The sequence below is a fragment of the Candidatus Manganitrophus morganii genome, assembly GCA_021651055.1.
In the GTDB taxonomy this organism is placed as follows: domain Bacteria; phylum Nitrospirota; class Nitrospiria; order SBBL01; family Manganitrophaceae; genus Manganitrophus; species Manganitrophus morganii.
Genome location: JAJHOH010000001.1, coordinates 2,010,116 through 2,033,289 on the forward strand (window position 1 = coordinate 2,010,116; position 23,174 = coordinate 2,033,289).

Sequence of the window (23,174 nt, forward strand, 5' to 3'; positions counted from 1 at the left end):
TCGTGGTTCGGTAGGGGCGACGCATGCGCCGCCCCTCCATACGGATTACAAATCAACATCGATTTACGTCAACACCGCCGGATCGACCTTCGGGACCCGTGTGTCGATCGGGACCGGGACCACCCCCGCCGGCAGCAACCGGGGCGAGCGCTGCAGGAAGCTCGTCAGCAGCTGCGCTTCTGCTTCCGTCTCTTCATCGCTGTAGTCGACGGTGATCAGATCGGTCGGCGAGAAAAATCCCGCCGGGAATTTGAACCGCCCCCGGTCGACATCCACCGCCAGGCGGCCCGGCGTCACCGGGGTGGCCGGATCGCCGAGATCCTTCTCCTCGGCCGAAAGGCTCCCGCTCACATCGATCCCGTTCCGGTAGACCCTCCAACCGCGCGCCATGCCGTGAAAATCGACCAGGGCCGCCCCAAGCCGTCGTTTGACTGAGATCGGCATTCCATCCTCCCCGTCTCGCAGAATGATCATTTCCCCTTGCGGATCGAATCCGAAGAGCGCATGCACCGTCTCCGAGAGGGCCGCCGGCGCCCGGCCGCGATGATTTTGCACCGGCGCCAGAAGATAATCGACACGGATCTCCTCGGCGGCGATTCCGAGGCCGGCCAAATCGAGCTTGAACCGCCCCAACTGCGGGTCTACTGCTACATCGGTCGACCCGAGTGTCATGACGGCACCCGCCGGCGTCATTGGGTTGGCGAAGTCGGAGAGGTCGGCGGCGCGCAGCGTGACCGCCGGCTGGAAATCGGCGCTGCAAAGGTCGATGCCGTCCACCCGGATCGTAAACCCGCGGGTCGTCCCGCAATATTCTGCCGCCGCCGCTTCCAGCTTCCGCCGGGTGAGGGGGGCGCCGTCGATCCCGTCTTGCAATTGCAGCGCGGCCCCGGCGGTGTCCCCGATCCCCAGGAGGCGTCCGTCGAAGGTGAAATTCCCGCTCTCCGAATCGGGGGGCAAGATATTCGGCCGTTGATTCTGCATGCGCCGTCCGAAGGTAAAAAAGAAACCCAAGTTGTCGAAGTGGTGTCGGCCGAACCGATCCGTGGGCCGCCGCGGGCGGCGGATGTCGAGGGTGTGGGGGGCCGAATCGTCGCTCCGGTTCAGCCGCGCGATCTGTTTCGGATCGCGAAGATCGAACGTCTGGACCGCGACCGAGGCGGGAACCAGCACTTGAAAATCGACCCTCAGATTTCCCGCCAAGGGAATCGGCGAGACGATCTTGAATCGCCCCAGCTCCGGATCGATCGCAATCTGATTCGGCAGGATCGTGAGGGCGATGCCGCTCGGCATTTTGGGATTGGCAAAGTCGATCAGATCGGCCGCCACCGCGGTGAAAAGGGGCGCCGGATCGGGAAGGAAGAGATCGGCGCCCCGATCCCGAATCGCAAAGCGCCCCTCGATCCCGGCATATTCCGCCTCCTGCCCGAAGAGCGCGTTCCGCGTGATCGGCCGGCCGGTGATCCGGTCGAAGAGAGGCTGGCGTTGCTGATCGGCCCGGAAGAAAAAGTTCCCGCTCCCCGGCGGCGCTCCCCCGACCGGCTGGTCCCGATAAGGGATCACGGGGTTGAGATCGGGAACAAACGGGACTTGAGCGACCTTTTGGGAAAAATCAATGACGGCGGTCCGCCACGCCGTCACCCGCTCCGCAAAGAGGGCGATCGGATCGTGCAGCCCCTTCGACCGGTAGAAGGCGAAGGCCTCCTCCACCTCGGTCCGCTGCGCCCGCTCCGGAAGGGTCGGATCGATCTCCACGCCGATCAGCGCCCCGATCAAACCGATGAAGGGCTCACGGCTGTTGTCGATGAAGAGATCTTCATAAAGCTGCGCCACGCTCACCTCCAGCGCGTCGAGCGGGAGGGAGGCGATCTCCAGGAAACGCCGCAGCTCTCCCTTGGCGTCTTTGTCGCGGTAGATCCCCGGAAGGAGTTGATAGAGAAGCTTCGGGAAATCGACGCTGGGGGAGAGAACGGGATCGCTCATCGAATGCCTCCAAAGAGGTTCACGGTGAGAAGCCCTTCGTACGCCAATTCGTTCTCTCCGATCGGGACATCGGCGAAGTCACACCCCTCATGGTGGGTGACCGGCGGCAGGCCGCTTCGCGCCAGCCGCTTCAAGAGAACATAGGCGACCCCTTCGACCGGATGGAGCGCCGCAAAGACCTCTCCGACCCGAATCGGCTGGCCGAACGCCAGCCGGGCGAAACTCAGCAGATCGTGGAGAATCGCCAAGACCGCTTTTCGCACCGCCTCCTGCCCTGCATCGGCCTTGAGGTAGACATCGACCGAGATATCGACCGGAACATAAATCGGATCGAGGACATCGACCCCCGCCATTCGATTCACCGGCTGGCGCGCTTCAAGATGCCCCTTGAGCGCTTCCTTCAATGCGCCGCTTGCGAACGGCGGCGGGATCACGGTCGGATTCTCCGGCGCGATGTAGACCTGGACCACCTTGTAGCCGCCGCGAAGCCCCACCCGCGCCTTCGCTTTTCCGACGCCGGGAAACGCGTTCGCCAGCAGCTCATAATCGTGGAGCGTGACGGCGCGCTCCTGCGCGATGATCGATCCCGGTCCGGAGATCTTCGCCTCTTCGGTCGTTTCCCGGTCGGCCCCCCCCTCGGCGTTGAAAGGGTTGGTGATCTTGGTGATCTGGGGAACGGCGGAGAGGGCGACCGTCAAGGTGTCGGAGCCGACATTCCCCTCGCTTCCCAGCCCGATCCGGTAGACCCCCTTCACCTCCGCCCCGGCGGGAACGACGCTCCCCCGCTGGCCGGTCCCGAAGGTGATCGTGAGGGTGTCGTTCTCATCGATGAAGGTGACATAGTGCAGATCGGACGGCGTGCTCTGAAAGAAGGTCTCGACCTCGTCCCAGAGGACGCCGTCGACGCGGACCTCCAGCTCGGGCCGCGACCGCCGCCGGGTGAACGGCCCCATTTTCACCAAATGGGTCACCGGTTTGCGCGAGAGGGTCATCCGTTGTCCGGGGGCGCCGTCGCCGATAAAGAGCGGCTCGTCGAAAACCGACTCGCCATGCGTGGCGACGATGTTGTTCCCCTTCAGCGTCGTCTTCGCCGGATCGAACGGCTCCGGAAGGGGGGGAAGCCAGGTGATCCGATCGACATCGACCCCCGCCGGCTCGATTTTGATCATTTCGAGCATCGGCGAGCGCCGGATTTTAAATGCGCCGTCGGGCTGCTGGCGTTTTTCTTCGAAGTAGAGCGCCATCCCCTCGGCAAGCGCATGATCGGTCCGCCGAAGATCGATCGATTGGGTCTCCGCCGCCAGCGCCGTCAGGCCGACCGCCGAGATCGCCAGATCGATCCCGCTGTTCAGCTGCTTCAAGGAAAATTCCTGCGTGACCTCGAAGTTCCGGTCGGGCTCCCCCGGCACCCCGGCGGTCTTGAGCCGATAGGGGAGCGCCGTCCCGCCGACGGTCACGTCCGCCGAGCAGTCGAAATGGATCCAGACCGACGCCGCCAGCCCCGGGTCGATCCGATAGTCGATCAGACGGAGCAGCTCCACCACCGAGCGCCGCTGGGTCGCCGACGGAAGATACGCTTCGTTCGCGATCCGGTCTTGATAATAGCTGAGAATGTCGGCGACGTAGGCATAAAGCTCGATCAGGGCGACGCCGAAGTCGCTCTCGCTCCGGTCGGTCCAATTCGGCAGCAGCAGGGGAATTTGATTGAGCATCCCCTGCCGGAATCCTTCATAATCCTTCGTCACGTAATCGATGACGGGACGGCGGCGAAGGGTGGTGATTTTGGGGGGCTGGGGTCCGGACATGTTGTCTCCATCAATACTGTAGGGGCGAATCTCGTATTCGCCCCGCCTTGGACAGGGCGACCCGGTGGGTCGCCCCTACAAAAATCAAATTCCTGGGATCGTCGATCCTTCTTGTTGCGCCGGAAGAACGCGGTTGCCCGATTCGACCGAGGCGCCGCCGAGGCCGGGGAGCGCGATCGCGATCGGGAGGGCCGCTGCGGCGAAAACCTCGTCGCCGGTCAATCCCGCGCCGTTCCGTCCCCCTTCGAAGTTTTGTGTGTAGCCGTCGAGAGTGAACGCATGACGGACACGGGTCACATAATAAAGTCCGCTGAACTGCTCGCCGGCCCCTTTGATCGTCACCAGCCGCTTCGACCGCAACACCGCGCCGTAGATCCGCGCGTCGATCTCCCCCTCGACATGAACAAACCGATCACCTCCCCGGTACCCTTCGCGCAACCGCCCCCGCATCTCCTGAGACGACGCGGCGATCTGGTTTTTCAGCAGGAGGCGCCCGTCGCGCGCCCCCGACTGGAGATCCGCCAAGCCGGTCTCGCCGAGCTTGCGCCGGGGGCTCTCCGTCATCTCTTCCCGCGCCTCCTCCTTCTCGAACGGATCGATTCGGCGGATTTCAAGATGGGTCGGGGCGGTGCCGTCGACGCGAAAGCGGAGATTCACAAGGTTCGTCTCCTCGCCGAACTGGATCGCCAGAAGTTTCTGCGGCGGCCGCTCCAGCGTCGGGCTTCTGAAGTACCCCTTGCTCCCCTGGACGAAGCACTCGAACCCGTTCCGCGCCGCCAGCCGCCGGAGAAACCGGATGTCACTTTCGGTTTGAAGGGTGGTTGAGACCGTCTCCTCCAGCCGGGCCACCGTGTCCTCCACCTCATAGCTCAATCCATAGTCGCCGAAAATCTGCTGGGCGATTTCGCTGTCTTTTTTGTTCGACCAGGCGAGCTGCTTCTCCTCCAGGTCCATCAAGGCGCTCGCGTCCATCCCGGAGATCTCCAGCGTCGACTCCTGCGGATCGCCGGAGAGGTTCACGTTCATGTGGGTAATGTAGCCGTCGATCAGCGTCTCGACGCCGCTCTCCGGATAGCCGGCCTCGATCGAAACCCGGTTCCAGACCCGAAAGAGCTCCTTCTCGTCGATGTATCGCCAGCTTCCGTCGCGCTCGACGTTGAGGGCGATCTCGACCCGGAAGACACTGGCGGCGTCGACATCCTCTTCCACCTCGATCCGGATCAGATCGGGGATGAGATCGTCCTGCTTTTCCCCGTTGATCGAGAGGGTGACGACTTCTTTGATTTCCATTACACGATCCGATTCTGCGGGACACGGATCCGCCGGCCCGGCTTGAGGAGATGAAACGGATTTAACTCATCCGTATTTGCGTCCAAGATCAGCCAATATTTCTTCGGATCGGTATAGAACCGATGCGCCAGATGATCCAATCGTTCTCCCTCGCTGACGATGTGCTCGAAGACGCCCGGGGTTTTCGGAATCTCCCGGATCTCCAGCACTCGCGGCGTTTTCCCCTCGGCGTTTTCGGGGGCGATGACTTCGGTTCGGGTGTAGCGCGAGCCTTTGTAGATCATAAATCATCCCTCTATCCCGGTAGGGGCGTATGCAATACGCCCCTACAACCTATCAGATATTAATGATCGACTTCGCTAAATCGGGCGCATTCGCCAAATTCAGCGCCGCCAGCAGCTCCCGCTGCGCCTGCGTGAAGACGTTGAATGGGTTCCGCCCGCCGATCACCTGGAGGCTGACCCCCACCGTCACCCGAACGGGGTTGAGGTTCGGATTGTACTCGGTCTCCTGGATATTCAGATCGGTGATCCGGACGGCATTGATCCGCTGCCGGCCCCAGATGAAGATGACGACCGGCGGGCTTTGGCGGTCTCCAAAACCGAAATCGGCCGAGAGCCCCAACAATCCCGCAAAGACCGACTCCGACCGGGGGATCACCATCATCTCCAGGGCCGAAAGGGCCGGGAGCACGCCGAATTCCCCGGCGATCGGATCGCCGTTTTCCAAGGCGTCGGTCGCATCGAGTCGGATGTCCAACGACAAGCTCTCCGGATTGGTATGGACCGTCTGCGCCTCCCCGAGGCTCTCGCTTTCGGAGGCTTCCTCTTCTCTCCCCCGTCGGGAAGGAGGGGTCGTCACACTGATCCCCTTGCGCCGGGTGATCGTCTCCGGGTTGAACTGGAAAGGGACGATCAGCGGCGGGAAGGCGAGCAGATTGGAATCGACAAAGGCCCCCTTCAAGACCTTCGGTTGATTGGAAAATCCGCTTGCCATCGTTCTCTCCTATTTTCTTTTGAGCCGGTGGGCGACCTCTTCGCGGATCGCCCCCGCGGCGCGCCGGACGATTTCCGGTTTGCCGGTGCTCTCCGATGAAATTCGGACCGCCGGCGGGGAGAGCCGCTCGATTCTCCCGGCAGGGGCCCCTTGAAGCTGCTTCTGAACCTGGGAAAGGAGCTGTTTGGAAAGCATCGCCGCCTGCCGCGGGTCGAGCGGAACGCGATCGTAAGTGATCTTGATTCGTTTGATCCGGATCATCTGGCGCTCCTCTTGGGGGCAACCCGCCCGGTTGCAAGGGCCGGGGGAAGGGTGAATTCCGACTCGGAGAAGAGTTTCCCCATCTTTTCATATTCTCTTCGGATCGCTTGAAGGAGATGCGCCATCTGAATCGGCCCCCCCGCCTCCGCCGCCAGGAACGCCGCATTTAAAACAATGTTCCGGATATTCCCGCCGGCGATCTTGAATTGACCCGCCAGATATTCAAGATCGACCCCCTCCGCCAGCGGCGCCTCCTTCGGAAGATGTTTCTTCCAGATCTCCAGGCGCGACGCTTCGTTCGGAAAGGGGAACTCGATGCTCATCTGGATCCGCCGGGAGAAGGCGTCGTCGATGTTTTGCGCGAAGTTGGTCGCCAGGATGACGATTCCCTCGTACTCCTCCAATCGCTGCAAAAGATAGTTGACCTCGATATTGGCGTAGCGGTCGTGGGCATCTTTTACCTCGGAGCGCTTTCCGAAAAGGGCGTCGGCCTCGTCGAACAAGAGGATCGCGTCCGACCGCTCGGCCCCCGAGAAGATCCGCTGGAGATTCTTCTCGGTTTCGCCGATATATTTGCTGACGACCGCCGAGAGATCGACCTTCAAAAGATCCCGTCCCAACATCTGCGCCAAGACCTCGGCCGCCAGGGTCTTTCCGGTCCCGCTCGGCCCCATGAAGAGGATGTAGATCCCCTTTCCGAGGAGGAGCTTCTTCTCAAAACCCCAGTCGTGCAAAACCTGCGGCCGGTGCCGGACCTGGGAGACGATCTCCCGGAGCTGTTGGAGAAGCGCGTCGGGCAAGACGAGATCTTCCCAGGAAGCGCGGGGGGTCATCGACCGCGCCAGGCCGCCGAAGTGAATCTGCGATCGCTCGCGGCAGGCCCAAAGAAGATCGTCGCACTTCACCTCCGGCTGCGCGGGGGAGCGGAGGGTCGCCCGATCCCGGGCAAGGCACATCGCCTCCTCCATCTCCCGCAGGGTCAGCCGATACCGGAGCGAGAGCGATTCGATCTCCTCTTTCCCGATCGTCGCCGGCGCCCGGTCGATCAATCCTCTCCACCCCTCGATCCGGCGGTGAGCGTCGGGGAGGGAGAGGGCGAAGGGGAGAAAAAGGCTCTCTTCGGAGATCGCCCCCGGCACCCGCGGCTCCGTCCCCTCGATGAAGGTGAGCCAGGAAGCTTCCCGCAAAAGAGATTCCATCACGGAGATATCCCCTTTTCCCTCCTCCCGCCACTTCTCGAAGCCGGAGAGATAAAGCGCCGCCGGCTGCAGCAACGCCTCGCGGACAATCCGGCGAAGCCCCTCCACGAAGGGGAGGGCGCCGGCCAGCCCGGCCTGATGCAGCGCGGCCAGATCGACCTCAATCAAATGGATCTTCAATGTTTCGCAGAGCTGCTCGGCGATCCCCCGCCCATCGGGGGCGCCGGGCCCGTAGAAGTAGGCGAGGACTTTTCGCCGGGGGGCATTCTGTTGCTGGAACTGTGACGTGATCAGGCCTTGCAGCTGGGAGACCACCTCCGCGGCGGGCGACGGAAGGGCCCGCTCTTTCCGGCGAAGCGGCTGAACATAAGGGAGGACCTTTGCATCGAACTGCGCGATCTCCAGGAGAAAGGCGACGATCCGTTCGTCAAGAACGAGCCCTTGATTCAACCGAGGAATCGGGAGCCCCGCCTCCCCGGCCGGGTGGAGAAGGTGCCAGCGAAGCAGCGGCGCCTGCGCGGAGAAGAGAAAACGCCCCTGCGGGCCGACCGCTCCTTGCAGCCGGGCGATCGTCAGAATCAGCTCGACGCTGGGGAACTTCCGTGTCAGATCGTCCTGAAGATAGGCGTAGAGCTTGGCATATTTCGGATCGAGCTCCGGCGCAAGGGAGACAAGAAGGGCGGTCTCCTCGACCAGCGAGAGATGGAAAAGATGCGCGAGGTGGGGAAGGGAAAGATAGACCCCTTCTTCCAGACTCGCCTTTCTTCCGGAGACGATCTCTCTTCGCGACCGATCGAGCGCGGCGCGGAGCGCTTCGGCGTCGGGTTCGTCCGCCGGAGGGTTTTGAGAGAGAAGCCGCTCGGCCTCCTTCTGCGAAAGGAAAAGCCCCTGCCCTTCCGTTTTTGCCTCGCGTCGATGGAAGAGATGAAGCAGGAGCGATAACGCCCGATCGAGCCAGTCGAGCTCGGCGGCGAGGTACTCCCGGCTGTCGCGGAACGGCGCGGCCTTGGTCGCTCTCATGGAACCACCTCAAACACCCCCCGTAGCCGGGAGAGGTTCGCTACGTTCACTTCGACCTCATAGACCCCCGGCGTCAGTCCCGCCGGGACCGGCGCCACAAACAGCTGATCCTCGAAGAGCATCTGATCTTCCACCGCGATCCGACCGCCGACTCGGACCGTCGCTTTCCATCCCCGCAGGAAAGTCCCGGCGAACTGGAGGGTCGTCCCGACCGGACCGGAAAGAGGGGACATCCCCTGAAGCACCGGCGGCCGATACGGCGCGCGGACATCGAGCTCGACTTGCGTGACCCGCTTCGGCAGCGGACGCTCTTGCTCCGCCGGAATCTCGACATAAGAGACTTCGTAAGCGACCGAGAGACGGAAATCTTTGTTCAGCGCCGTCCAGATCTTGCTGAGCTGCTCAAGATCGAGCGGAAGGAGGGTCACCTTCACCTCCCCCTCCTGCAGGCCGGTTTCGAGGTAGGTCTGAGGGATGATGGCATTTTCGTAGAGGACCCGCATCGCCTCCCCCAACAGTCCGTGGGCGTCGGCCAGGCCGGTCTGCGGATCGAGGGGGGCAAACGGGGTCATGAGATAAAATAGGTTCAGCGCCAGCGGCGGAGCGACGAGCTGGTTGGTCGTTCCCCGCTTCGGCAGCCAGTCCCGGTTGTTCAGGTGGGGGTTCTCGATGACCCGGTAGAGAAAAAGATTGATCCGCTTGTTCTGCCCGCTCGTGTCGCCGGGAGAGATCAGCGACACATTCGTCGCCGGAACCATCTCGCCGACGAGAAGATTCTTCAACGACTCGGTCACTTTTCCGATGGTGGTGCTCATCGCCGTCTCACACCTTTCCGAGATAATACCGGGCCGCCGTCTCCCAGGCGCCCGAGCGCTTCGGCGCCTCCGGCCGTGCTCTCGGAGGCTCCGGTTTCCGCTCCGGCTCGGCCACCACCCGAACTTCCAGCTGCTCGATGATCAAGTCCCCCTTCTCCTCTTTCGCTCTTGCCGCGGGTCGCGGAAGGATGGCTTCCCGCGGTGGAATAAACGGCGCCTTCGGAGAGAGATCGACGGTTCTTTCGTCCTTCTCGGTACGTTCCGCCGGAGAGGGGTGCACCGGGTCAGAGGGTCGCGCTTTGGATGGTTGATTTCCTGAGGGGAACGCTTGCTGAACCTTTTCCTTGGGAGCGGAACGCTTCCGGTCTGCCGGAACAACCTCCCAGACGATCTCTCTTGTCGGCCGATCGAGACCGCGACCTTGTTCCGGTTGAGCCGATCCCTCGCCGGCGCTCCGCTTTTCTCCGGTCGGCTGAAACCGCCGTTGCGACGGATGAACGGCCCGGTTAAATTCGACCGGCTCAAAAGAGAGACTCTCCATGATCGGCTTCGGCCGCTCCTCCGTGATCGGAGGAAGAGCGAATGAAGCGGGTCGAATCGGAGCCATCTCTTCTAAGAACGGCCCCTTTTCCAGGTCCCGCGGTGGAGACAAGGGCTCCGGCGCAGCGGCCCGTTCACCTGCGTGCATCTCGTCCGGGTTATCGAATAGGGGGGACGAGGGGGACGGCGGGAGAAACGCTCTCTCCTCGATCGCCGCGACTTCAAAACGCTCCCCTTCGACGCTCTCTTCGATAGTCGATTCCATGTTCTCAGGCGCGACGATCGGAGGCGCCCCCTTTCGAGGGTACGCAAGCCCCGATCCGACCCGGCGCAACCCCGGCGCCAAAACCCGGTTCAAGAAGGGGTTCATCCGACCTCCACGGCGGGACGGCCTCTCCGATCGAGCTCGTCGGTGAGAAGCCGAAGATACCGATGCCGTTTCCGCCGGGTCATTCCCAGGATCTCCCGCAACGGCCAGTGATAGTAGAATCCCAACAGGTGAACCTCCCGCTCCAGCTGCGTCCTCCCCCGAAGAAGCTCGCTCAGGAAGAACGAAACAATCTCGAATCGGTGTGTGAAGAGATGACCACACTCCGGGCAGCGCGCTTCCATTTCGGCATCCACCAGAGGGGAGGCGCGTTCCATCGCCGCCGTGATCTCTTCCACTGTTTCGTCCGACAGCCGCGACACGGTGTCGAGGGTGACCGCATCGACCTCGCCGATTTTCAGAAGGGAGCGGGCAAGGAGATGGTTGACCCGTTCCCGCTCGTTGAGATTGGACCACCCGCGCGCCGCTTCCTGGTCCGCGCCATTCGGAATCCGGAAGACAACTTCCCGCGGCGGGCCACCTTCTTCCGAGAGGAAGATCGCATAGCGGGGTGCGACCGGCTTCGGCTCGATCGGGATCTGGTCGAGCGCCAGATCGATGTCCATCTTCTTGGCGCATTCGGATCGGGGACAGATCAATGTGAGTTCCACCCCCTTCCCGAAGGTGATCTGCCGAAGGCGCAACATCAGATAGTCGCGATCGCCGACAGTGAGCGAGCGGATCGTCTCTTCGGTCGGCCGCTCCGGGCCGATCCGCTCGACGCAGCGGCGCAGCAGCGCCGTCACCAGCGCGGCTTCGGTCCACTCCCGCGCCGGATCGGCGATCCACTCCTCCTCTCGACCGGTCAGGGGGCGAAGCTTCACCTCCCGATGCAGCGTTCCATCACGATCGAGATATCCTCCGGGGAGAAGGAAGAGCCCTTCTTCAGGACGTTCAATCGGGTCTGACATCTGATTCGATTACTTCTCGGTCGGCTCGGTCACCGACTTATCCCGCTCCCATCCTTCGTTCTCGAGCTTGATCGTTTGGATGGCGACCGCGTTGGCGCCGGCATCCAGGTCGGGAAGGGCCTGGTAATCCGAGACCCAACAACGGAAAACGTTGTAAGAGAAAACCTTTTGGCCCGCCTCGTTGAAGACGTCGATCGCGATGTCCTTCCGGAAGTTCTTCAGCGACCCCGCCGCATCTCCCTGGAAGTTGTGGACCAGATTGGCCCAATCCTCAAAGGTGGTGTCATGGGTGACGCCGGCCTCCAACGTGATTGCCTCGTATTTCGTCTTCCCGGGAAGCTGGCGGGTGGTGGAGGGATCGCCCCCCTCCCGCCAAGGGGTGACTTCGGTCGTCCGCTTGAGCGAGCTGCACTTGCTCAAGCCGGCGACATATTGATTATCCACTTTGACTTTGAACTTAAAATTGCGATACGGATCGAACCGATGCGTATTGACCGTGAACTTGGCCATGAATGTATTCCTCCTTCAGATGATTACGCCGACTCCCCGGCCTTCTGACTGATCTTAATCACCACGAACTCCGCCGGCTTCAGCGGCGCAAAGCCGACCATCACGTTGACCACCCCGGCGTCGATGTCGGCCTGTGTCGTCGTCTGGCTGTCGGCCTTCACGAAGAAGGCCTGCGACGGGGTCGCCCCCTGGAACGCGCCGGCCCGGAAGAGGGTCATCATAAAGGCGCCGATGTTCAGGCGCAGGCTTGCCCAGAGGTCTTCGTCGTTCGGCTCGAAGACCGCCCACTGGATGCCGTTGTAGATGCTCTGCTCGATGAAGATGGCGGTCCGCCGGACCGGAACGTAGCGATACTCCGGATCGGCCTGTGTCGCGACGGTCCGCGCCCCCCAGATGACGATGCCGGACGCGGGAAAGACCCGAATGACATTCACCCCGATCGGGTTCAACGTGTCCTGCTCGGCGTCGGTGATCTCTTTCGTCAGTCCGACGGCGCCGCCGATGTTCGCCTCCGTCCCCGCCGGGGCTTTCCAGACCCCCCGCTTGGCGTCGATCCGCGCGTACATCCCGGAGACATAGCCGGAAGGGGGGAGGAGAATCGGCTCCGGCGAAACCCCGGTCGGGTCGATCGCTTTGAGCCAGGGAAAATAAACCGCGGCATACGAGCTCTTCACGGTGAGACCGGTCACGAAGGCCTGCGCTTCCTCTTTGGTATCGTCGGCCGGCCCCATGTCCCCCACGAAGAAGCAGTCCTGGCGGTTGCGGCAGTAGTTGCCGCCGAAGTCGACCATCGTCTTCGAGCCGATCCCCGGCACGGCGACGATGTTCACATCCCGCCGGACGTCGAGGAGGGCGAAGCCGTTCTGATAGTCGATCTCCTGCGGCGTGACCCCGTCGCTCCCGAGGGTGGCGCTGATCACGTTGCCGGCCACGGCGGCATCGCCGACATGGTAGTTGGTTCCGACGGCCGGGCGGAGGATGGCGGCGCCGGCCTGTTCGACTCCGCCGTTGTTTCTCCCCAGCTTGAGAAGGGTCGCCCCGTTCTCCGACGGGGCATTGGTCACCTGGACCGAAGAGCGCTTTCCGCCGGCGCCAGAGGTGAGGGTGTAGACCCCTGTTGCAAACCCGGCAGTGAAGGCGGTGAAAGCGGCGGTCGGCGTCGATCCCCGGAGCGGGACCAGCGCCTGAACCGCAGTCTCGATGGCGGTGGCGATCTCCCCCCCGGTGGTGAGCGGATTGGCCAGGGTGATCGTCTGCGGCCCGTCGCCGTTGATGTTCACCACCATCTTCCGGTTGCCGGCGGGGAGGGTGGTCGCCGGGGAGGCGCCGCTGACGCTGGTTCCCCGGTTGGTCGTGTCGTTGGCCGGATCGACCACCGCTTTAATCAGCTTGGAGTTGGCCGTCACGACATTTTCGACGAAGTTCGTCGCGTCGGGATTCATGCTGAGGTTGTCGTGGATTTCAAGAGGGGTTCCATTGAGCTTGACGGTGATCTTGAATTCGTTCCCCGAATCCTGCGCCCCGTTGGCGACATCGATGTCGAGCGCGTTCCCCCAGGCGCCGGGGCTGTTGGCAAAGATCGTGAGGGTCTTTGCGGGGGTCCCCTTTCGATCGGCGATCGCCACATCGGCAGCCACCGCCCCGTTCGCGACCCGGACAATGTAGAGCCGCTTTCCTCCGTTGTTGAAGAATTGGAGCGCCGCGTGGGCGAGGTAGCTGTCGTTCTGAAATGTACCGTAGGTCGCCTGAAACTCGATGAAGCTCGTCACCATGAGGGCCCTGTCGAGCGGCCCCTTCTCGGTCTTTCCGATAAACGCCGCCGTGGAGGTGCTGACCCCCTCGATCGGACGAACCCCGCTCGGGACCTCCTCAATGTAGACACCCGGATGCAGTCTTTCCATTTAGCCCTCCCTGTGAGAAATCCCGGCCCGCGGGAATCCCCGATTCAAATGAATTGCGCCAAGTGATCTATCCTCGACCCCTTCCCCGCTTCGCCCTGGGGACTTCGTCCGTTTCGGCCACCGACACCCATCCCCGCTGCGCCATTTTCTCAAGGGTTGAATTGTTTTTGGTTTCGATCGGATCGATCCCCCCCGCCTCTTCTCCGGGGGCCAGATGGAGGGTGGCGCCGCTGTTGAGGGGGATAACGAGCAACTGTTTGGATCGGTTTGTAATATTCATCGGCATTTCTAAACCTCCCTTCGAAGGGGGAAAAGACGCTCCACGAGCGCCTTGACCTCGTCCTTCTTATCCGGATTCAAACGATAGAGAGGGAGCGATGCCCCGCGATGCTCCTCCAGGATCAGTCCCTGCTTGACGAGCGATGAGAGCCCTTGTGAGATTTCCACCAGTCGCTCATGAATCTCCTCCTCCAACAGCCACCACCGCGTCATTCCTTCAAGGGTATCCCTCGCCTCCGGATGTCTTAGGAGGTAGCTGAGGAGTCGTCGAGCGGTCTCTTCCTCTTTCCGTGTCAAGTCGCGGTCCAGCATCGTCCCTCTCGAAGAGAGAAGATTTAGCAAAAGGCAGGCCGCTCCCCGCAACAGACCGAACGAGATCGATCCTCACCTGGAATAATCAGATGATGGAGAAGGAAAGTGCTCACGGCTCGCCGCCGCTTCTCGATTAAAAATGAATTAAAAGTGGCGCCTCTCTGTCCCGCCCACTGGGACAAAAAAACCCCACCTCGTGCATCGAGGTTGCGTCAATCTATCGGTCATTTGGCGGTGTTCAGATCCGATCCCATCGGCACCAAAGTTGCTATTTCGATGTGAATACGAGACCGCGGGGGAGGCCTGTTCCGGCGACGTTCTCATTACACGCAGACAGGGGGCTTGCATGGCAAAGAGACCATCGACGAAGAAAAACGGAGTGACGGCGAAAGAAGCCGCTGCAGATCAACCGAACCTCAGCATCATTTACATTCATGGGATTGCGAACAAACCGGCCCCGGCGGTCTTGAAGCGCCAGTGGGACATGGCCCTCTTCGGAGTCGATATGGGATCGCGCACCCGGATGGCCTATTGGGCCGACATCCGCTATCCGCAGCCGCTCCCCTCCACGATGACGGAGGCCAAGGCGATGATCCTCTCGGAGAGTTACCATCCCCGCTCCGACGAGGAGATCATCGACGAAAGCAAGCAGCTCGCTCCCTATGGTAAAGACGCGGAGGCGTTCGCCCAGAAGCTCGCCAAGCGGATGCTCGATCAAGCAAAAAAGGATCAGATCAAAGCAAAAGACGTTCAGGCGAAGATCCTCCCCCCCTGGATCCGGCGCTCGGCCACCGAGTGGATCACCAAGCAGTTCGTCAAGGATGTCGCCGCCTACTTTTATGATCAGGAACAACGCAAGGCGATTCAGGAACGGTTTCGGTCTCTCTTGAACCCGGAGGGAGGTCCCTACTTTGTGATCGCCCACAGCCTCGGAACGGTCATCTCCTACGACATCATGCGGGAGCTCACCGCCGGCGGCGGCGCCCAGGCCCCCTACTACATCACCCTCGGCTCGCCGCTTGGAATCGACGAGGTCCAAGACAATCTCCCCAAGCCGCTCCGCATTCCGGCGCCGGTGAAAAGCTGGGACAACTTCGCAGACCTGCTCGATCCGGTCGCCTTCGACAAATCCCTCTCCGACGAATTCTCCCCGACCGGGAAGATCGGCGACGACATCGTGATCAACCGCGACTCCCTTCGGCTCAGCGGCTTTAATCCCCACTCGGCGACCGGCTACCTCGCCACGAAGAATGTCCAGACGCGGGTCAGGAAAATTCTCGGCTCCTCCTTCGCAGAGCCGCTCTCGCCGTTTATCGTGGCGCGCGACCTCGCGGCCGAGATGGCCGACCCGACCGAGCGGTTCCCGGTTCTCATCGAACTGAAGGAAGAGATGATCGGAAAAACGCTCGAAGAGAAACGAAAGAATTTGATGGAGGAGCTGACGCGGCTGACAAGCGGCGAGCGCGATGCCCGGATTGATCCGTTGCGCCGTTTTGTCGCGGCGGAATTGACCTCGATCGAGATCGACACCCTGGCGGTCCGCCATCCGCAATTGGAGATCGCCAAAATCTGGAAGAACAGCGAGAAGCGGGCGCTGCTCGACAAATCGACCCATGTCGTCCAGGCCTACACCGCCCAGCTCGGCTACGGCGCCACCGGACGCGGGATCACCTGGGCGGTGTTGGATACCGGCATTGTTGCAAGCCACCCGCATTTCAAGACCTACAACAACATCGCCGCCCAATGGGACTGCACCGGGATCGGCGCCCCGAAAGAGGGGGCGGTCACCGACGAGAGCGGGCACGGCACCCATGTCGCCGGGATCATCGCCGGGGCGGGGACCGGCGAGAACGCCCTCTATCGGGGGATGGCGCCGGAGGCGAAGCTTCACATCTACAAAGTCCTCGACGACGACGGCCGGGGGAGCGACTCGTGGGTGATCAAGGCGCTCGACCACATCGCCAGCATTAACGAGGCCTCGCCCAGCCTGGTGATCCACGGGGTGAACCTCAGTCTCGGCGGTCCGTTCGATCCGACCGTCTACGGCACCGGCTTCTCCCCCCTTTGCCGGGAGCTGCGGCGGCTCTGGCGGATGGGGGTGGTCGTCTGCATCGCGGCGGGGAACGAGGGGAGGCTGATTATCGAGACCTTCGAGGGGCAGCAGGAGTTGAACCTCGATCTCTCGATCGGCGACCCGGCGAACCTGGACGAAGGGATCGCCGTCGGATCGGTCCACAAGGAGCAGCCGCACCTCTATGGGATCTCCTATTTCTCTTCGCGCGGCCCGACCGCCGACGGCCGGGCGAAGCCCGATCTGGTGGCGCCGGGCGAGCGAATCGTCTCCTGCAACGCCCGGTTCGCCGCAAAAAGACCGGCGACCCACTATGTGCCGATGAGCGGGACGAGCATGGCCTGCCCGCACGTCTCCGGGATCATCGCCGCCTTTCTCTCCTCCCGCCGCGAGTTCATCGGCCGGCCCGATCAGGTGAAAGCGTTTCTGCTGTCGCACTGCACCGATCTGAAACGAGACCGCTACCACCAAGGCGCCGGCATGCCGAATTTAGTGAGGATGCTGGCGGGAACGTAAGAAAACCAGGAGTAAGTCAGAATGCCTTTCTATCGTCGTGGTTCTAAAGGTCCTGAGATCGAGCGAATTCAGGCGCGGTTAAAAGAGCTCGGTTATTACCGCGGCCCCGTCGACGGCGACTTCGGCGGCGGGAGCGAGAGCGCGGTTAAATCATTCCAAAAAGCGAAGCGGCTTGAGATCGACGGCGTTGTCGGGGAGGAGACCTGGACGCTTCTCTTCGCCGAGGAGATTCCGACCCCCGCCATCCTTCAGAAGTCTCTCGCGTATCGTTGCCTGGCGCTGACCGGCTCGTTCGAAACCAACGCCCCCGTCCCCGACTGCTTCGCCGGCCTGTCGGGCGATTTCGACGGGCAAGGGATCAGCTTCGGCGTCCTTCAGTGGAATCTCGGCCAGGGAAGCTTGCAGCCGCTCTTGGCGGAGATGAATCGGAAACATGCCAAGCGCCTTCGCGAACTCCTCCATAACAACTATCCTTTGTTCGTCACCTTCCTCAAGGCCGACCGGGCCGAGCAGATCGCCTGGGCGCGATCGGTCCAAGATCCGATCCGGCACACGATCTTCGAACCGTGGCGCGGGCTCCTCAAAGGCTTGGGCCGGATGCCCGAATTTCAGGAGATCGAGGCAGCCCATGCCGAGACCATTTTTCAATCGGCCCAAAAGCTCTGCCGCGCCTACAAGCTCTGGTCGGAGCGGGCGGTGGCGCTGATGTTCGACATCGTCGTTCAGAACGGGAGCATCTCCAACATCGTTCGCGCCCAGATTCTTCACGACTGCGAGAAGATCGATCCCAACTTGGATGAAGAGGAAACCGAGGTGGCCCGGATGACGATCATCGCCAACCGCCGCGCCGAGGCGGCCAACCCGCGATGGGTGGAGGATGTCCGCGTCCGCAAACTTTGTTGCGCCCGCGGAGCCGGCCGCGTCCACGGCACCGAGATCGATCTGGAGGGCCAATACGGAATCGGCCTGCGGGAGGCCTCGATGAAGGAGCGGGACGGGATTCGGTAAAAGGCCGGCTGCACCCTCATGGTACAATGTCATTGATATCAATTTGAGTTAGAGTTAGAATAACGGATGCTGATGGAAAGCAGCCTTCCTTGGTGATAAGGAGAAAAGATGAGTGAGTTGGTTTTTCTAATCGAAGAAGCGCCGGAGGGAGGATACAACGCCCGGGCCCTCGGTGAGAGTATTTTCACAGAGGCGGATGACTGGGATACGTTAAGGCAAAATATTCTTGATGCCGTAGCCTGCCATTACACCGATCGGTCCGGAGCCCCTAAACTGATACGGCTGCATTTGGTGAAGGATGAAGTCCTCGCCCTATGAAACTTCCTCGTGATCTCAGCGCGGAGACACTTTCAAAACGCTTGGAACGCTATGGTTACTCGGTCACGCGCCAAACAGGAAGTCACCTTCGATTGACAACAACGGAAGGAGGAGAACATCATGTGACGATTCCCGCCCATGACTTCCTCCGGGTCGGCACACTCAATGCGATCCTCTCCGACGTCGCCGTCCATCTCAAAAAATCAAAAGAAGAACTCTTAAAAGAACTCTTCGGATAAATCACTCTCCCCCCTTGCATTTACTCTTTTCAGAAGCGTAGACTTTCCATTTAGCGACCCACCGGCGGGTGCCGATTCCGCCGTTTTTCCCACCCCTCCGTCCGGATTCTTTCTTTAGAAGCAAGGGAAGGTCCTGGCGCGGAGCGGCCATCAAACCTAAACAGAAGGAGGGACTGCGATGACCCATCGATGCAACCCGCTTTACTGTATCATTCCACCCCATATTCTGCGGAACGTGGCGGAGCGAGGCAATTCGAATCAGAAGGCCTCGGCCTGGCGCGCGTTATCCATTTCAGACCAGATCCGCGGACATCGCCAAGCGCTCGCGCCGATCGCCCCGCTTTTGATGACCCCCCTCATCGGCGCCAAAGGAAGATCGGTTTACGATGCGCAGCACGAAGACGAGCTCCCCGGGAAGCTGGTCCGAAACGAGGGGGACCTCCCGACCGGCGATCCCGCCGTCGATGAAGCCTACGACGGCGCGGGGGCGACCTATGATCTCTACATGGAAATCTTCGAGCGAAATTCAATCGACGACCGCGGAATGCGGTTGATCTCGACCGTCCACTTCCTCAAAGGCTACGACAACGCCTTTTGGAACGGCCAGCAGATGGTCTACGGCGACGGCGACGAAGACATGCCGGAGCAAGACCGCCTCTGGAACCGGTTTACCTCCTCGATCGATGTGATCGGGCACGAGCTGACCCACGGCGTGACGCAATTCGAGGCGAACCTCGCCTACCGGTTTCAGTCGGGAGCGCTGAATGAATCGATGTCCGATGTCTTCGGCTCGCTCGTCAAGCAGCGGACCCAAAACCAAACCGCCGACCGGGCCGACTGGCTGATCGGAGAAGGTCTCTTCACGTCAAACGTGAATGCAACCGCAATCCGGTCGATGAAGGCGCCGGGGAGCGCCTACGATGATCCCGTCCTCGGAAAAGATCCGCAACCGGCCCACATGAAGGATTACAAGAAGCTCGCCTTCTGGGAGGATAACGGCGGCGTTCACATTAACTCGGGGATCCCGAACCATGCCTTCTACCGAGTGGCAACGGAGCTTGGCGGCCACGCCTGGGAAAAAGCGGGGATGATCTGGTATGTCGCCCTGCGGGATCGAATTCGATGGAACTCGGGGTTTCAGAGCGCTGCGAATCATACCTTCCAAGTAGCCGGGGAGCTCTTCGGTCCGGGGAGCAAGGAACAGCAAGCGGTGAAAAACGGCTGGTCTCAGGTTGGGATTAATATCGAGGTAAAGCTGAAGAAGGCCGCGGCCTGAATCCCGCAGACCGGAGGCGCGAGGAACATGGACAACTATCGGCCGAAAGCTTCCATCCGACCGCTTTTCCCCGCTCTGCTCCTCTCCCTTCTGATCGCCCTTCAAGGCTGCGGAAAAAGCCTCGGCCCTGAAGGGGAAGGATTCTTCCGGAAGGAGCGCGACGTGCAGGTCCGCTTCGTGCGCTCCGGCGGGCTGGCCGGGATGAGGACGGCCGCCGCCTTCGATTCGGAATCGCTCCCGGAAGAGGAAGAAAAGCGCCTTCGCGATTTGATCGACCGCGCCGGCTTCTTCGGCCTTCCGGAGGAGATTCCCGGCCCGGCCCGGCCCGACGAATTCCGCTACAGCATCACCGTCGAGATCGACGGCAAGCAACACCGCGTCCGCACCACCGAGACCGCCGCTCCGGAGCAATTAAGACCGCTGATCGAGTGGCTCAACGAAGCCGCAAAAAGGGAGACGGCGCGCACCGGTTGAGGAGCCGCTTCGGTTGTGGTACCGTGATTAAAAGGGCGCTTGATGATTCTCGTCCGAGAAGCGCTTGATCACGCTTCAGCTTACGTAAGGAAAATAGAGAGATGAAGAGGGAATTAATCTATATGCTGGTTTGGGTCTTGGCCCTTTCCGGCGCCATCGACTCTGCAGCAGCCGCCCCGCTTGTTCAAGAGTACCCGGTGCCGCGCGGGTCGCGGCCGCACGATGTCGCCCCGGCACCGGACGGCGCGGTCTGGTACACGGCACAGGGTTCCGGCGAGTTAGGCCGTCTCGATCCGGCCACGGGGAAGACGGTCCACATCCCGCTCGGCGAGGGGTCGCGCCCGCACGGGGTGATCGTCGGCCCCGACGGCGCTCCCTGGATCACCGACAGCGGCCTGAATGCCATTGTTCGGGTCGATCCGGCCACCCACGCCGTTAAGAGCTTTCCCCTCCCGCCGGGGAGAAGCAACGCCAATCTCAACACCGCGACGTTCGACCGCCAGGGGATCCTCTGGTTCACCGGCCAGAACGGCATTTACGGATGTCTTGAGCCGACGTCGGGGCGGATGGAAGTTTTCGACGCGCCGAAGGGACGGGGACCGTACGGCATTGCGACCGCGCCCGACGGCAGCGTCTACTACGTCTCGCTCGCCGGGAGTTATCTCGCGAAGATCGATCCGAAAACCGGGAAGGCGACGGTGATTGCGCCGCCGACGCCCGATCAGGGAGCGCGGCGGGTCTGGTCCGACTCCCTCGGGCGGCTCTGGATCAGCGAATGGAACGCCGGGAAGGTGGGAATGTACGATCCGGCGAAAAATCAATGGAAGGAGTGGCACGCCCCCGGCGAGAGTCCGAAAATTTATTCGATCTTCGTCGATGAGAAAGATCAGGTCTGGGTGAGCGATTTCAGCGCGAACGCGTTCATGCGCTTCGATCCGGCGAAGGAGACGTTTGAAGTGATCCCCATTCCGAGCGCCGGCGCCGCGGTCCGGCAGATGCTCGGCCGGCCCGGCGAGATCTGGGGGGCGGAGTCGGGAACCGATCAGCTCATCGTCGTTCGGACCCAGTAGCCCTTCCCGGCGTGACAACGACTTAAACGTTTCAGGCCGACATCAGCGCCTCCGGGCGGCCGAATAAAAAGCCCTGGCCGAGATCGATCCCCATCTCCCGGACGAGGGTCAATTCCTGTTCGGTCTCAATCCCCTCCGCAATCATCCCCCGCGTGGTGTAATTGCGCAAGATAAAAACCAGATCGTTTAAAAAATCGCGGAGCTTCGGAGAAGAGACCGCCTGGAGCAGGGTGGAGCGGTCGATCTTGATATAATCCGGAATCAACTTCCCGACAAAGGGGAAAGAGCCCGCGCCCGCTCCGAAATCATCGATGGCGACCTGGAACCCCTGTTCGCGCCACTTTTCGACGAGCGTAAGATACCGCTCGATATGCCGGTGACGGCATGCTTCCGCCTCCGAGATCTCCAAAACCACGTCGATCCCTTCCGGCTTCCGGATCAATTCGATCTGATCGAGAAGCTGGAAATCGACGTTCAGAAAAAGCCGTCCTCCCTGGAAGGCGGGCTTTTGCGCCTCATTGAGCTGGGAGCGGAAGCAGAGCCGCTTTAACTCACCGAGTTGGCCGATCACTTCGTAACGCTTAAAGAGCTGCGGCACGGTCAGCTTCCCCAAAGGATCCCGCGTGAGCGCCTCGTAACCGATCGGCCGGCTGGAGCGAAGATCGATCACCGGCTGAAAAACCATTCCGATATCCCGCTCATTGAGTCGATGTTTCCCATTGCCGATGTGAATCTTTTCTCTCCCCTGTTTGGCGAGGGAGAGGGAGCGGTTCGCCAGGTCGATCAACGCATCAATCGTAAAACCGTGCTCGGGGTAGAGCGCCGCTCCGATATGGATATGCAGGAGAACCTGCGTCTCTTCACTGACGTTTGCCACCGCTCTCCGAATCCGCTCCGCGGCGAGGACGACCCCTTCCCGGGAGGTCTCCGTCAGGAGGACGGCGATTTGATCTCCCCTCCAGCGAAAGACAAGATCGCTCTCTCGCGTGCTCTCCACGATTTTCCGAGCCAACGCCTTTAAGACCCGGTCCCCGGTTTGATGGCCGAGTGTGTGGGTGACCGCTTTAAAATAGTTCAAATCGCAGAGGAGGATTGCAAAACACCCCCCCTTTCGGTCGACCCGCGCGATTTCTTCGTCCGCACGAAGATCAAAGTAGCGGCGGCTGTAAAGTCCGGTCGTCGCGTCTACATTTCCCTTCAGCGCCACTGTCTGCTCTGCCTTCATCCGCTCCATGATTTCGTTTTCAAGCGCTTGATTCGTTGCTCTCAGCTCGGCCGTTTGAAGCAGAATTTGACTCTCCAGAGATTTATTCAATCTCTTGATCTCTTCCTCGGCTTTCTTTCGTGAGGTGATATCGATCATCACCGTCCGACAGTGTCGTGTGCCCCGCTCCCCTTCGACCAAGAGACTCTCCATCTGGGCATCGAAGAGGCGGTCCCCTCTTTTTATTTTGATTTCACAGCGACGGCGGCGGCCGTCTTGAAAAACCGCCGCAAGATGGGTGCGAAAGCGGATTTGGTCTTCTTGAGAAAGATAGCGGGTAAAGGGCTGATCAATGATCTGATGCCGCTCCCCCCCCAACTGTTCCGCGCCGGCGGGATTGACCTCCAGAATGGCGCCGTCGCAATCGAAGATAAAATCGCCGACCGGGGCGCCGTGATAAAGATTCGAATACCGGTTGCCGAATTTTTCAAGCCTGGCCTGGGTTTCCCGTAGCTCCTCATTTTGCATTTCCAGTTTGGCCTGTTGCGTCTTTAACTCTTCAAGCAGACGTGCCATTTTTCCCTGAGCCAATCGTTTCAGCATTTTGTTTTTTCCGTTTAACTTTTCATGGGCGGGCAATTTGGTTTGACGCCTGTTCATTATTATCTCCAGGTTAAAGAGACAAAAACTTTTCCAGCATATCCCGGTATACAATTTAGATGAGAACGTGATCAGATCGAATGGGAGAAGCGGAGAGAGGATTCATGGGGTTGAAACCGATACTTTAAAACGAATTATCCCAAATAGCGATT

The 23,174-nt window shown here is 61.1% G+C and carries 22 protein-coding genes; 7 read left to right on the plus strand and 15 right to left on the minus strand.

Translation table 11 applies throughout. The features are described 5' to 3' along the window. Positions 1 to 63 precede the first annotated feature (63 nt). From MCM46_09145 to MCM46_09210, 14 genes are all read right to left on the minus strand, one after another. Entirely contained in the window at positions 64 to 1,980 is a 1,917-nt protein-coding gene (locus tag MCM46_09145) for a hypothetical protein (GenBank protein ID MCG3111970.1), read from the minus strand. After that, complete coding sequence (locus MCM46_09150; GenBank protein MCG3111971.1) at positions 1,977 to 3,785, minus strand: putative baseplate assembly protein; 1,809 nt, start codon at positions 3,783 to 3,785, stop codon at positions 1,977 to 1,979. The genes MCM46_09145 and MCM46_09150 overlap by 4 nt, the downstream gene beginning before the upstream one ends. Before the next feature lie 84 nt (positions 3,786 to 3,869). Further along, a complete protein-coding gene (locus tag MCM46_09155; GenBank protein ID MCG3111972.1) occupies positions 3,870 to 5,075 on the minus strand; it encodes a hypothetical protein in 1,206 nt (401 codons plus the stop codon). Beyond that, the gene (locus MCM46_09160) at positions 5,075 to 5,359 is read right to left on the minus strand and encodes a hypothetical protein (protein ID MCG3111973.1); all 285 of its coding nucleotides are present in this window, start codon (positions 5,357 to 5,359) and stop codon (positions 5,075 to 5,077) included. Before MCM46_09160 ends, MCM46_09155 begins: the two co-directional genes overlap by 1 nt. 52 nt (positions 5,360 to 5,411) lie before the next feature. Continuing rightward, the gene (locus tag MCM46_09165) at positions 5,412 to 6,071 is read right to left on the minus strand and encodes a hypothetical protein (GenBank protein ID MCG3111974.1); all 660 of its coding nucleotides are present in this window, start codon (positions 6,069 to 6,071) and stop codon (positions 5,412 to 5,414) included. Between the two features lie 9 nt (positions 6,072 to 6,080). Next, positions 6,081 to 6,332, minus strand: coding sequence for a hypothetical protein (locus MCM46_09170; protein MCG3111975.1), 252 nt, complete (start codon positions 6,330 to 6,332; stop codon positions 6,081 to 6,083). After that, complete coding sequence (locus MCM46_09175) at positions 6,329 to 8,551, minus strand: ATP-binding protein (protein ID MCG3111976.1); 2,223 nt, start codon at positions 8,549 to 8,551, stop codon at positions 6,329 to 6,331. Before MCM46_09175 ends, MCM46_09170 begins: the two co-directional genes overlap by 4 nt. Continuing rightward, the gene (locus tag MCM46_09180) at positions 8,548 to 9,366 is read right to left on the minus strand and encodes a DUF4255 domain-containing protein (protein ID MCG3111977.1); all 819 of its coding nucleotides are present in this window, start codon (positions 9,364 to 9,366) and stop codon (positions 8,548 to 8,550) included. Before MCM46_09180 ends, MCM46_09175 begins: the two co-directional genes overlap by 4 nt. A 7-nt stretch (positions 9,367 to 9,373) precedes the next feature. Further along, a complete protein-coding gene (locus tag MCM46_09185) occupies positions 9,374 to 10,276 on the minus strand; it encodes a hypothetical protein (GenBank protein MCG3111978.1) in 903 nt (300 codons plus the stop codon). Next, positions 10,273 to 11,184 (minus strand): hypothetical protein, encoded by a 912-nt coding sequence (locus MCM46_09190; protein ID MCG3111979.1) that lies wholly within the window; start codon positions 11,182 to 11,184, stop codon positions 10,273 to 10,275. Before MCM46_09190 ends, MCM46_09185 begins: the two co-directional genes overlap by 4 nt. Positions 11,185 to 11,193: 9 nt before the next feature. Next, positions 11,194 to 11,694: a phage tail protein gene (locus MCM46_09195; protein ID MCG3111980.1), complete on the minus strand. Its 501-nt coding sequence runs from the start codon at positions 11,692 to 11,694 to the stop codon at positions 11,194 to 11,196. A 23-nt stretch (positions 11,695 to 11,717) separates the two neighbouring features. Further along, positions 11,718 to 13,595, minus strand: coding sequence for a phage tail sheath subtilisin-like domain-containing protein (locus MCM46_09200; GenBank protein MCG3111981.1), 1,878 nt, complete (start codon positions 13,593 to 13,595; stop codon positions 11,718 to 11,720). 67 nt (positions 13,596 to 13,662) lie between these two features. After that, a complete protein-coding gene (locus MCM46_09205) occupies positions 13,663 to 13,881 on the minus strand; it encodes a hypothetical protein (GenBank protein ID MCG3111982.1) in 219 nt (72 codons plus the stop codon). 2 nt (positions 13,882 to 13,883) lie between these two features. Beyond that, positions 13,884 to 14,186: a hypothetical protein gene (locus MCM46_09210; protein MCG3111983.1), complete on the minus strand. Its 303-nt coding sequence runs from the start codon at positions 14,184 to 14,186 to the stop codon at positions 13,884 to 13,886. 346 nt (positions 14,187 to 14,532) lie between these two features. On the opposite strand from MCM46_09210, the gene MCM46_09215 reads away from it, so the two are divergent. The 7 genes from MCM46_09215 (at position 14,533) to MCM46_09245 (ending at position 21,158) form a co-directional block, all read left to right on the plus strand. Continuing rightward, positions 14,533 to 16,773 (plus strand): S8 family peptidase, encoded by a 2,241-nt coding sequence (locus tag MCM46_09215; GenBank protein ID MCG3111984.1) that lies wholly within the window; start codon positions 14,533 to 14,535, stop codon positions 16,771 to 16,773. Between the two features lie 21 nt (positions 16,774 to 16,794). Further along, complete coding sequence (locus MCM46_09220) at positions 16,795 to 17,781, plus strand: peptidoglycan-binding protein (GenBank protein MCG3111985.1); 987 nt, start codon at positions 16,795 to 16,797, stop codon at positions 17,779 to 17,781. Positions 17,782 to 17,889: 108 nt separating this feature from the next. Further along, positions 17,890 to 18,099, plus strand: a complete 210-nt coding sequence (locus MCM46_09225) for a 2-oxoisovalerate dehydrogenase (GenBank protein MCG3111986.1) — start codon at positions 17,890 to 17,892, stop codon at positions 18,097 to 18,099. Further along, complete coding sequence (locus tag MCM46_09230) at positions 18,096 to 18,338, plus strand: type II toxin-antitoxin system HicA family toxin (protein MCG3111987.1); 243 nt, start codon at positions 18,096 to 18,098, stop codon at positions 18,336 to 18,338. The genes MCM46_09225 and MCM46_09230 overlap by 4 nt, the downstream gene beginning before the upstream one ends. 178 nt (positions 18,339 to 18,516) lie before the next feature. Continuing rightward, positions 18,517 to 19,614, plus strand: coding sequence for a M4 family metallopeptidase (locus MCM46_09235; protein MCG3111988.1), 1,098 nt, complete (start codon positions 18,517 to 18,519; stop codon positions 19,612 to 19,614). Between the two features lie 27 nt (positions 19,615 to 19,641). After that, positions 19,642 to 20,088 carry a hypothetical protein gene (locus MCM46_09240; protein MCG3111989.1) on the plus strand — a complete coding sequence of 149 codons (447 nt, stop codon included), beginning with the start codon at positions 19,642 to 19,644 and terminating at the stop codon, positions 20,086 to 20,088. 101 nt (positions 20,089 to 20,189) lie between these two features. Continuing rightward, positions 20,190 to 21,158 (plus strand): hypothetical protein, encoded by a 969-nt coding sequence (locus MCM46_09245; GenBank protein ID MCG3111990.1) that lies wholly within the window; start codon positions 20,190 to 20,192, stop codon positions 21,156 to 21,158. Positions 21,159 to 21,189: 31 nt separating this feature from the next. On the opposite strand, the gene MCM46_09250 is transcribed toward MCM46_09245, so the two are convergent. Beyond that, complete coding sequence (locus MCM46_09250) at positions 21,190 to 23,022, minus strand: diguanylate cyclase (GenBank protein MCG3111991.1); 1,833 nt, start codon at positions 23,020 to 23,022, stop codon at positions 21,190 to 21,192. Positions 23,023 to 23,174: the final 152 nt, after the last annotated feature.

What these genes read in the sequence shown, in the direction of transcription:
- MCM46_09160 (MCG3111973.1), bottom strand. Translation starts at nt 5,359, where the DNA reads ATGATCTACAAAGGCTCGCGCTACACCCGAACCGAAGTCATCGCCCCC.
- MCM46_09245 (MCG3111990.1), top strand. Translation starts at nt 20,190, where the DNA reads ATGAAGAGGGAATTAATCTATATGCTGGTTTGGGTCTTGGCCCTTTCC.
- MCM46_09155 (MCG3111972.1), bottom strand. Translation starts at nt 5,075, where the DNA reads ATGGAAATCAAAGAAGTCGTCACCCTCTCGATCAACGGGGAAAAGCAG.
- MCM46_09205 (MCG3111982.1), bottom strand. Translation starts at nt 13,881, where the DNA reads ATGCCGATGAATATTACAAACCGATCCAAACAGTTGCTCGTTATCCCC.
- MCM46_09195 (MCG3111980.1), bottom strand. Translation starts at nt 11,694, where the DNA reads ATGGCCAAGTTCACGGTCAATACGCATCGGTTCGATCCGTATCGCAAT.
- MCM46_09145 (MCG3111970.1), bottom strand. Translation starts at nt 1,980, where the DNA reads ATGAGCGATCCCGTTCTCTCCCCCAGCGTCGATTTCCCGAAGCTTCTC.
- MCM46_09180 (MCG3111977.1), bottom strand. Translation starts at nt 9,366, where the DNA reads ATGAGCACCACCATCGGAAAAGTGACCGAGTCGTTGAAGAATCTTCTC.
- MCM46_09190 (MCG3111979.1), bottom strand. Translation starts at nt 11,184, where the DNA reads ATGTCAGACCCGATTGAACGTCCTGAAGAAGGGCTCTTCCTTCTCCCC.
- MCM46_09210 (MCG3111983.1), bottom strand. Translation starts at nt 14,186, where the DNA reads ATGCTGGACCGCGACTTGACACGGAAAGAGGAAGAGACCGCTCGACGA.
- MCM46_09235 (MCG3111988.1), top strand. Translation starts at nt 18,517, where the DNA reads ATGACCCATCGATGCAACCCGCTTTACTGTATCATTCCACCCCATATT.
- MCM46_09215 (MCG3111984.1), top strand. Translation starts at nt 14,533, where the DNA reads ATGGCAAAGAGACCATCGACGAAGAAAAACGGAGTGACGGCGAAAGAA.
- MCM46_09200 (MCG3111981.1), bottom strand. Translation starts at nt 13,595, where the DNA reads ATGGAAAGACTGCATCCGGGTGTCTACATTGAGGAGGTCCCGAGCGGG.
- MCM46_09240 (MCG3111989.1), top strand. Translation starts at nt 19,642, where the DNA reads ATGGACAACTATCGGCCGAAAGCTTCCATCCGACCGCTTTTCCCCGCT.
- MCM46_09175 (MCG3111976.1), bottom strand. Translation starts at nt 8,551, where the DNA reads ATGAGAGCGACCAAGGCCGCGCCGTTCCGCGACAGCCGGGAGTACCTC.
- MCM46_09170 (MCG3111975.1), bottom strand. Translation starts at nt 6,332, where the DNA reads ATGATCCGGATCAAACGAATCAAGATCACTTACGATCGCGTTCCGCTC.
- MCM46_09150 (MCG3111971.1), bottom strand. Translation starts at nt 3,785, where the DNA reads ATGTCCGGACCCCAGCCCCCCAAAATCACCACCCTTCGCCGCCGTCCC.
- MCM46_09165 (MCG3111974.1), bottom strand. Translation starts at nt 6,071, where the DNA reads ATGGCAAGCGGATTTTCCAATCAACCGAAGGTCTTGAAGGGGGCCTTT.
- MCM46_09225 (MCG3111986.1), top strand. Translation starts at nt 17,890, where the DNA reads ATGAGTGAGTTGGTTTTTCTAATCGAAGAAGCGCCGGAGGGAGGATAC.
- MCM46_09220 (MCG3111985.1), top strand. Translation starts at nt 16,795, where the DNA reads ATGCCTTTCTATCGTCGTGGTTCTAAAGGTCCTGAGATCGAGCGAATT.
- MCM46_09230 (MCG3111987.1), top strand. Translation starts at nt 18,096, where the DNA reads ATGAAACTTCCTCGTGATCTCAGCGCGGAGACACTTTCAAAACGCTTG.
- MCM46_09250 (MCG3111991.1), bottom strand. Translation starts at nt 23,022, where the DNA reads ATGAACAGGCGTCAAACCAAATTGCCCGCCCATGAAAAGTTAAACGGA.
- MCM46_09185 (MCG3111978.1), bottom strand. Translation starts at nt 10,276, where the DNA reads ATGAACCCCTTCTTGAACCGGGTTTTGGCGCCGGGGTTGCGCCGGGTC.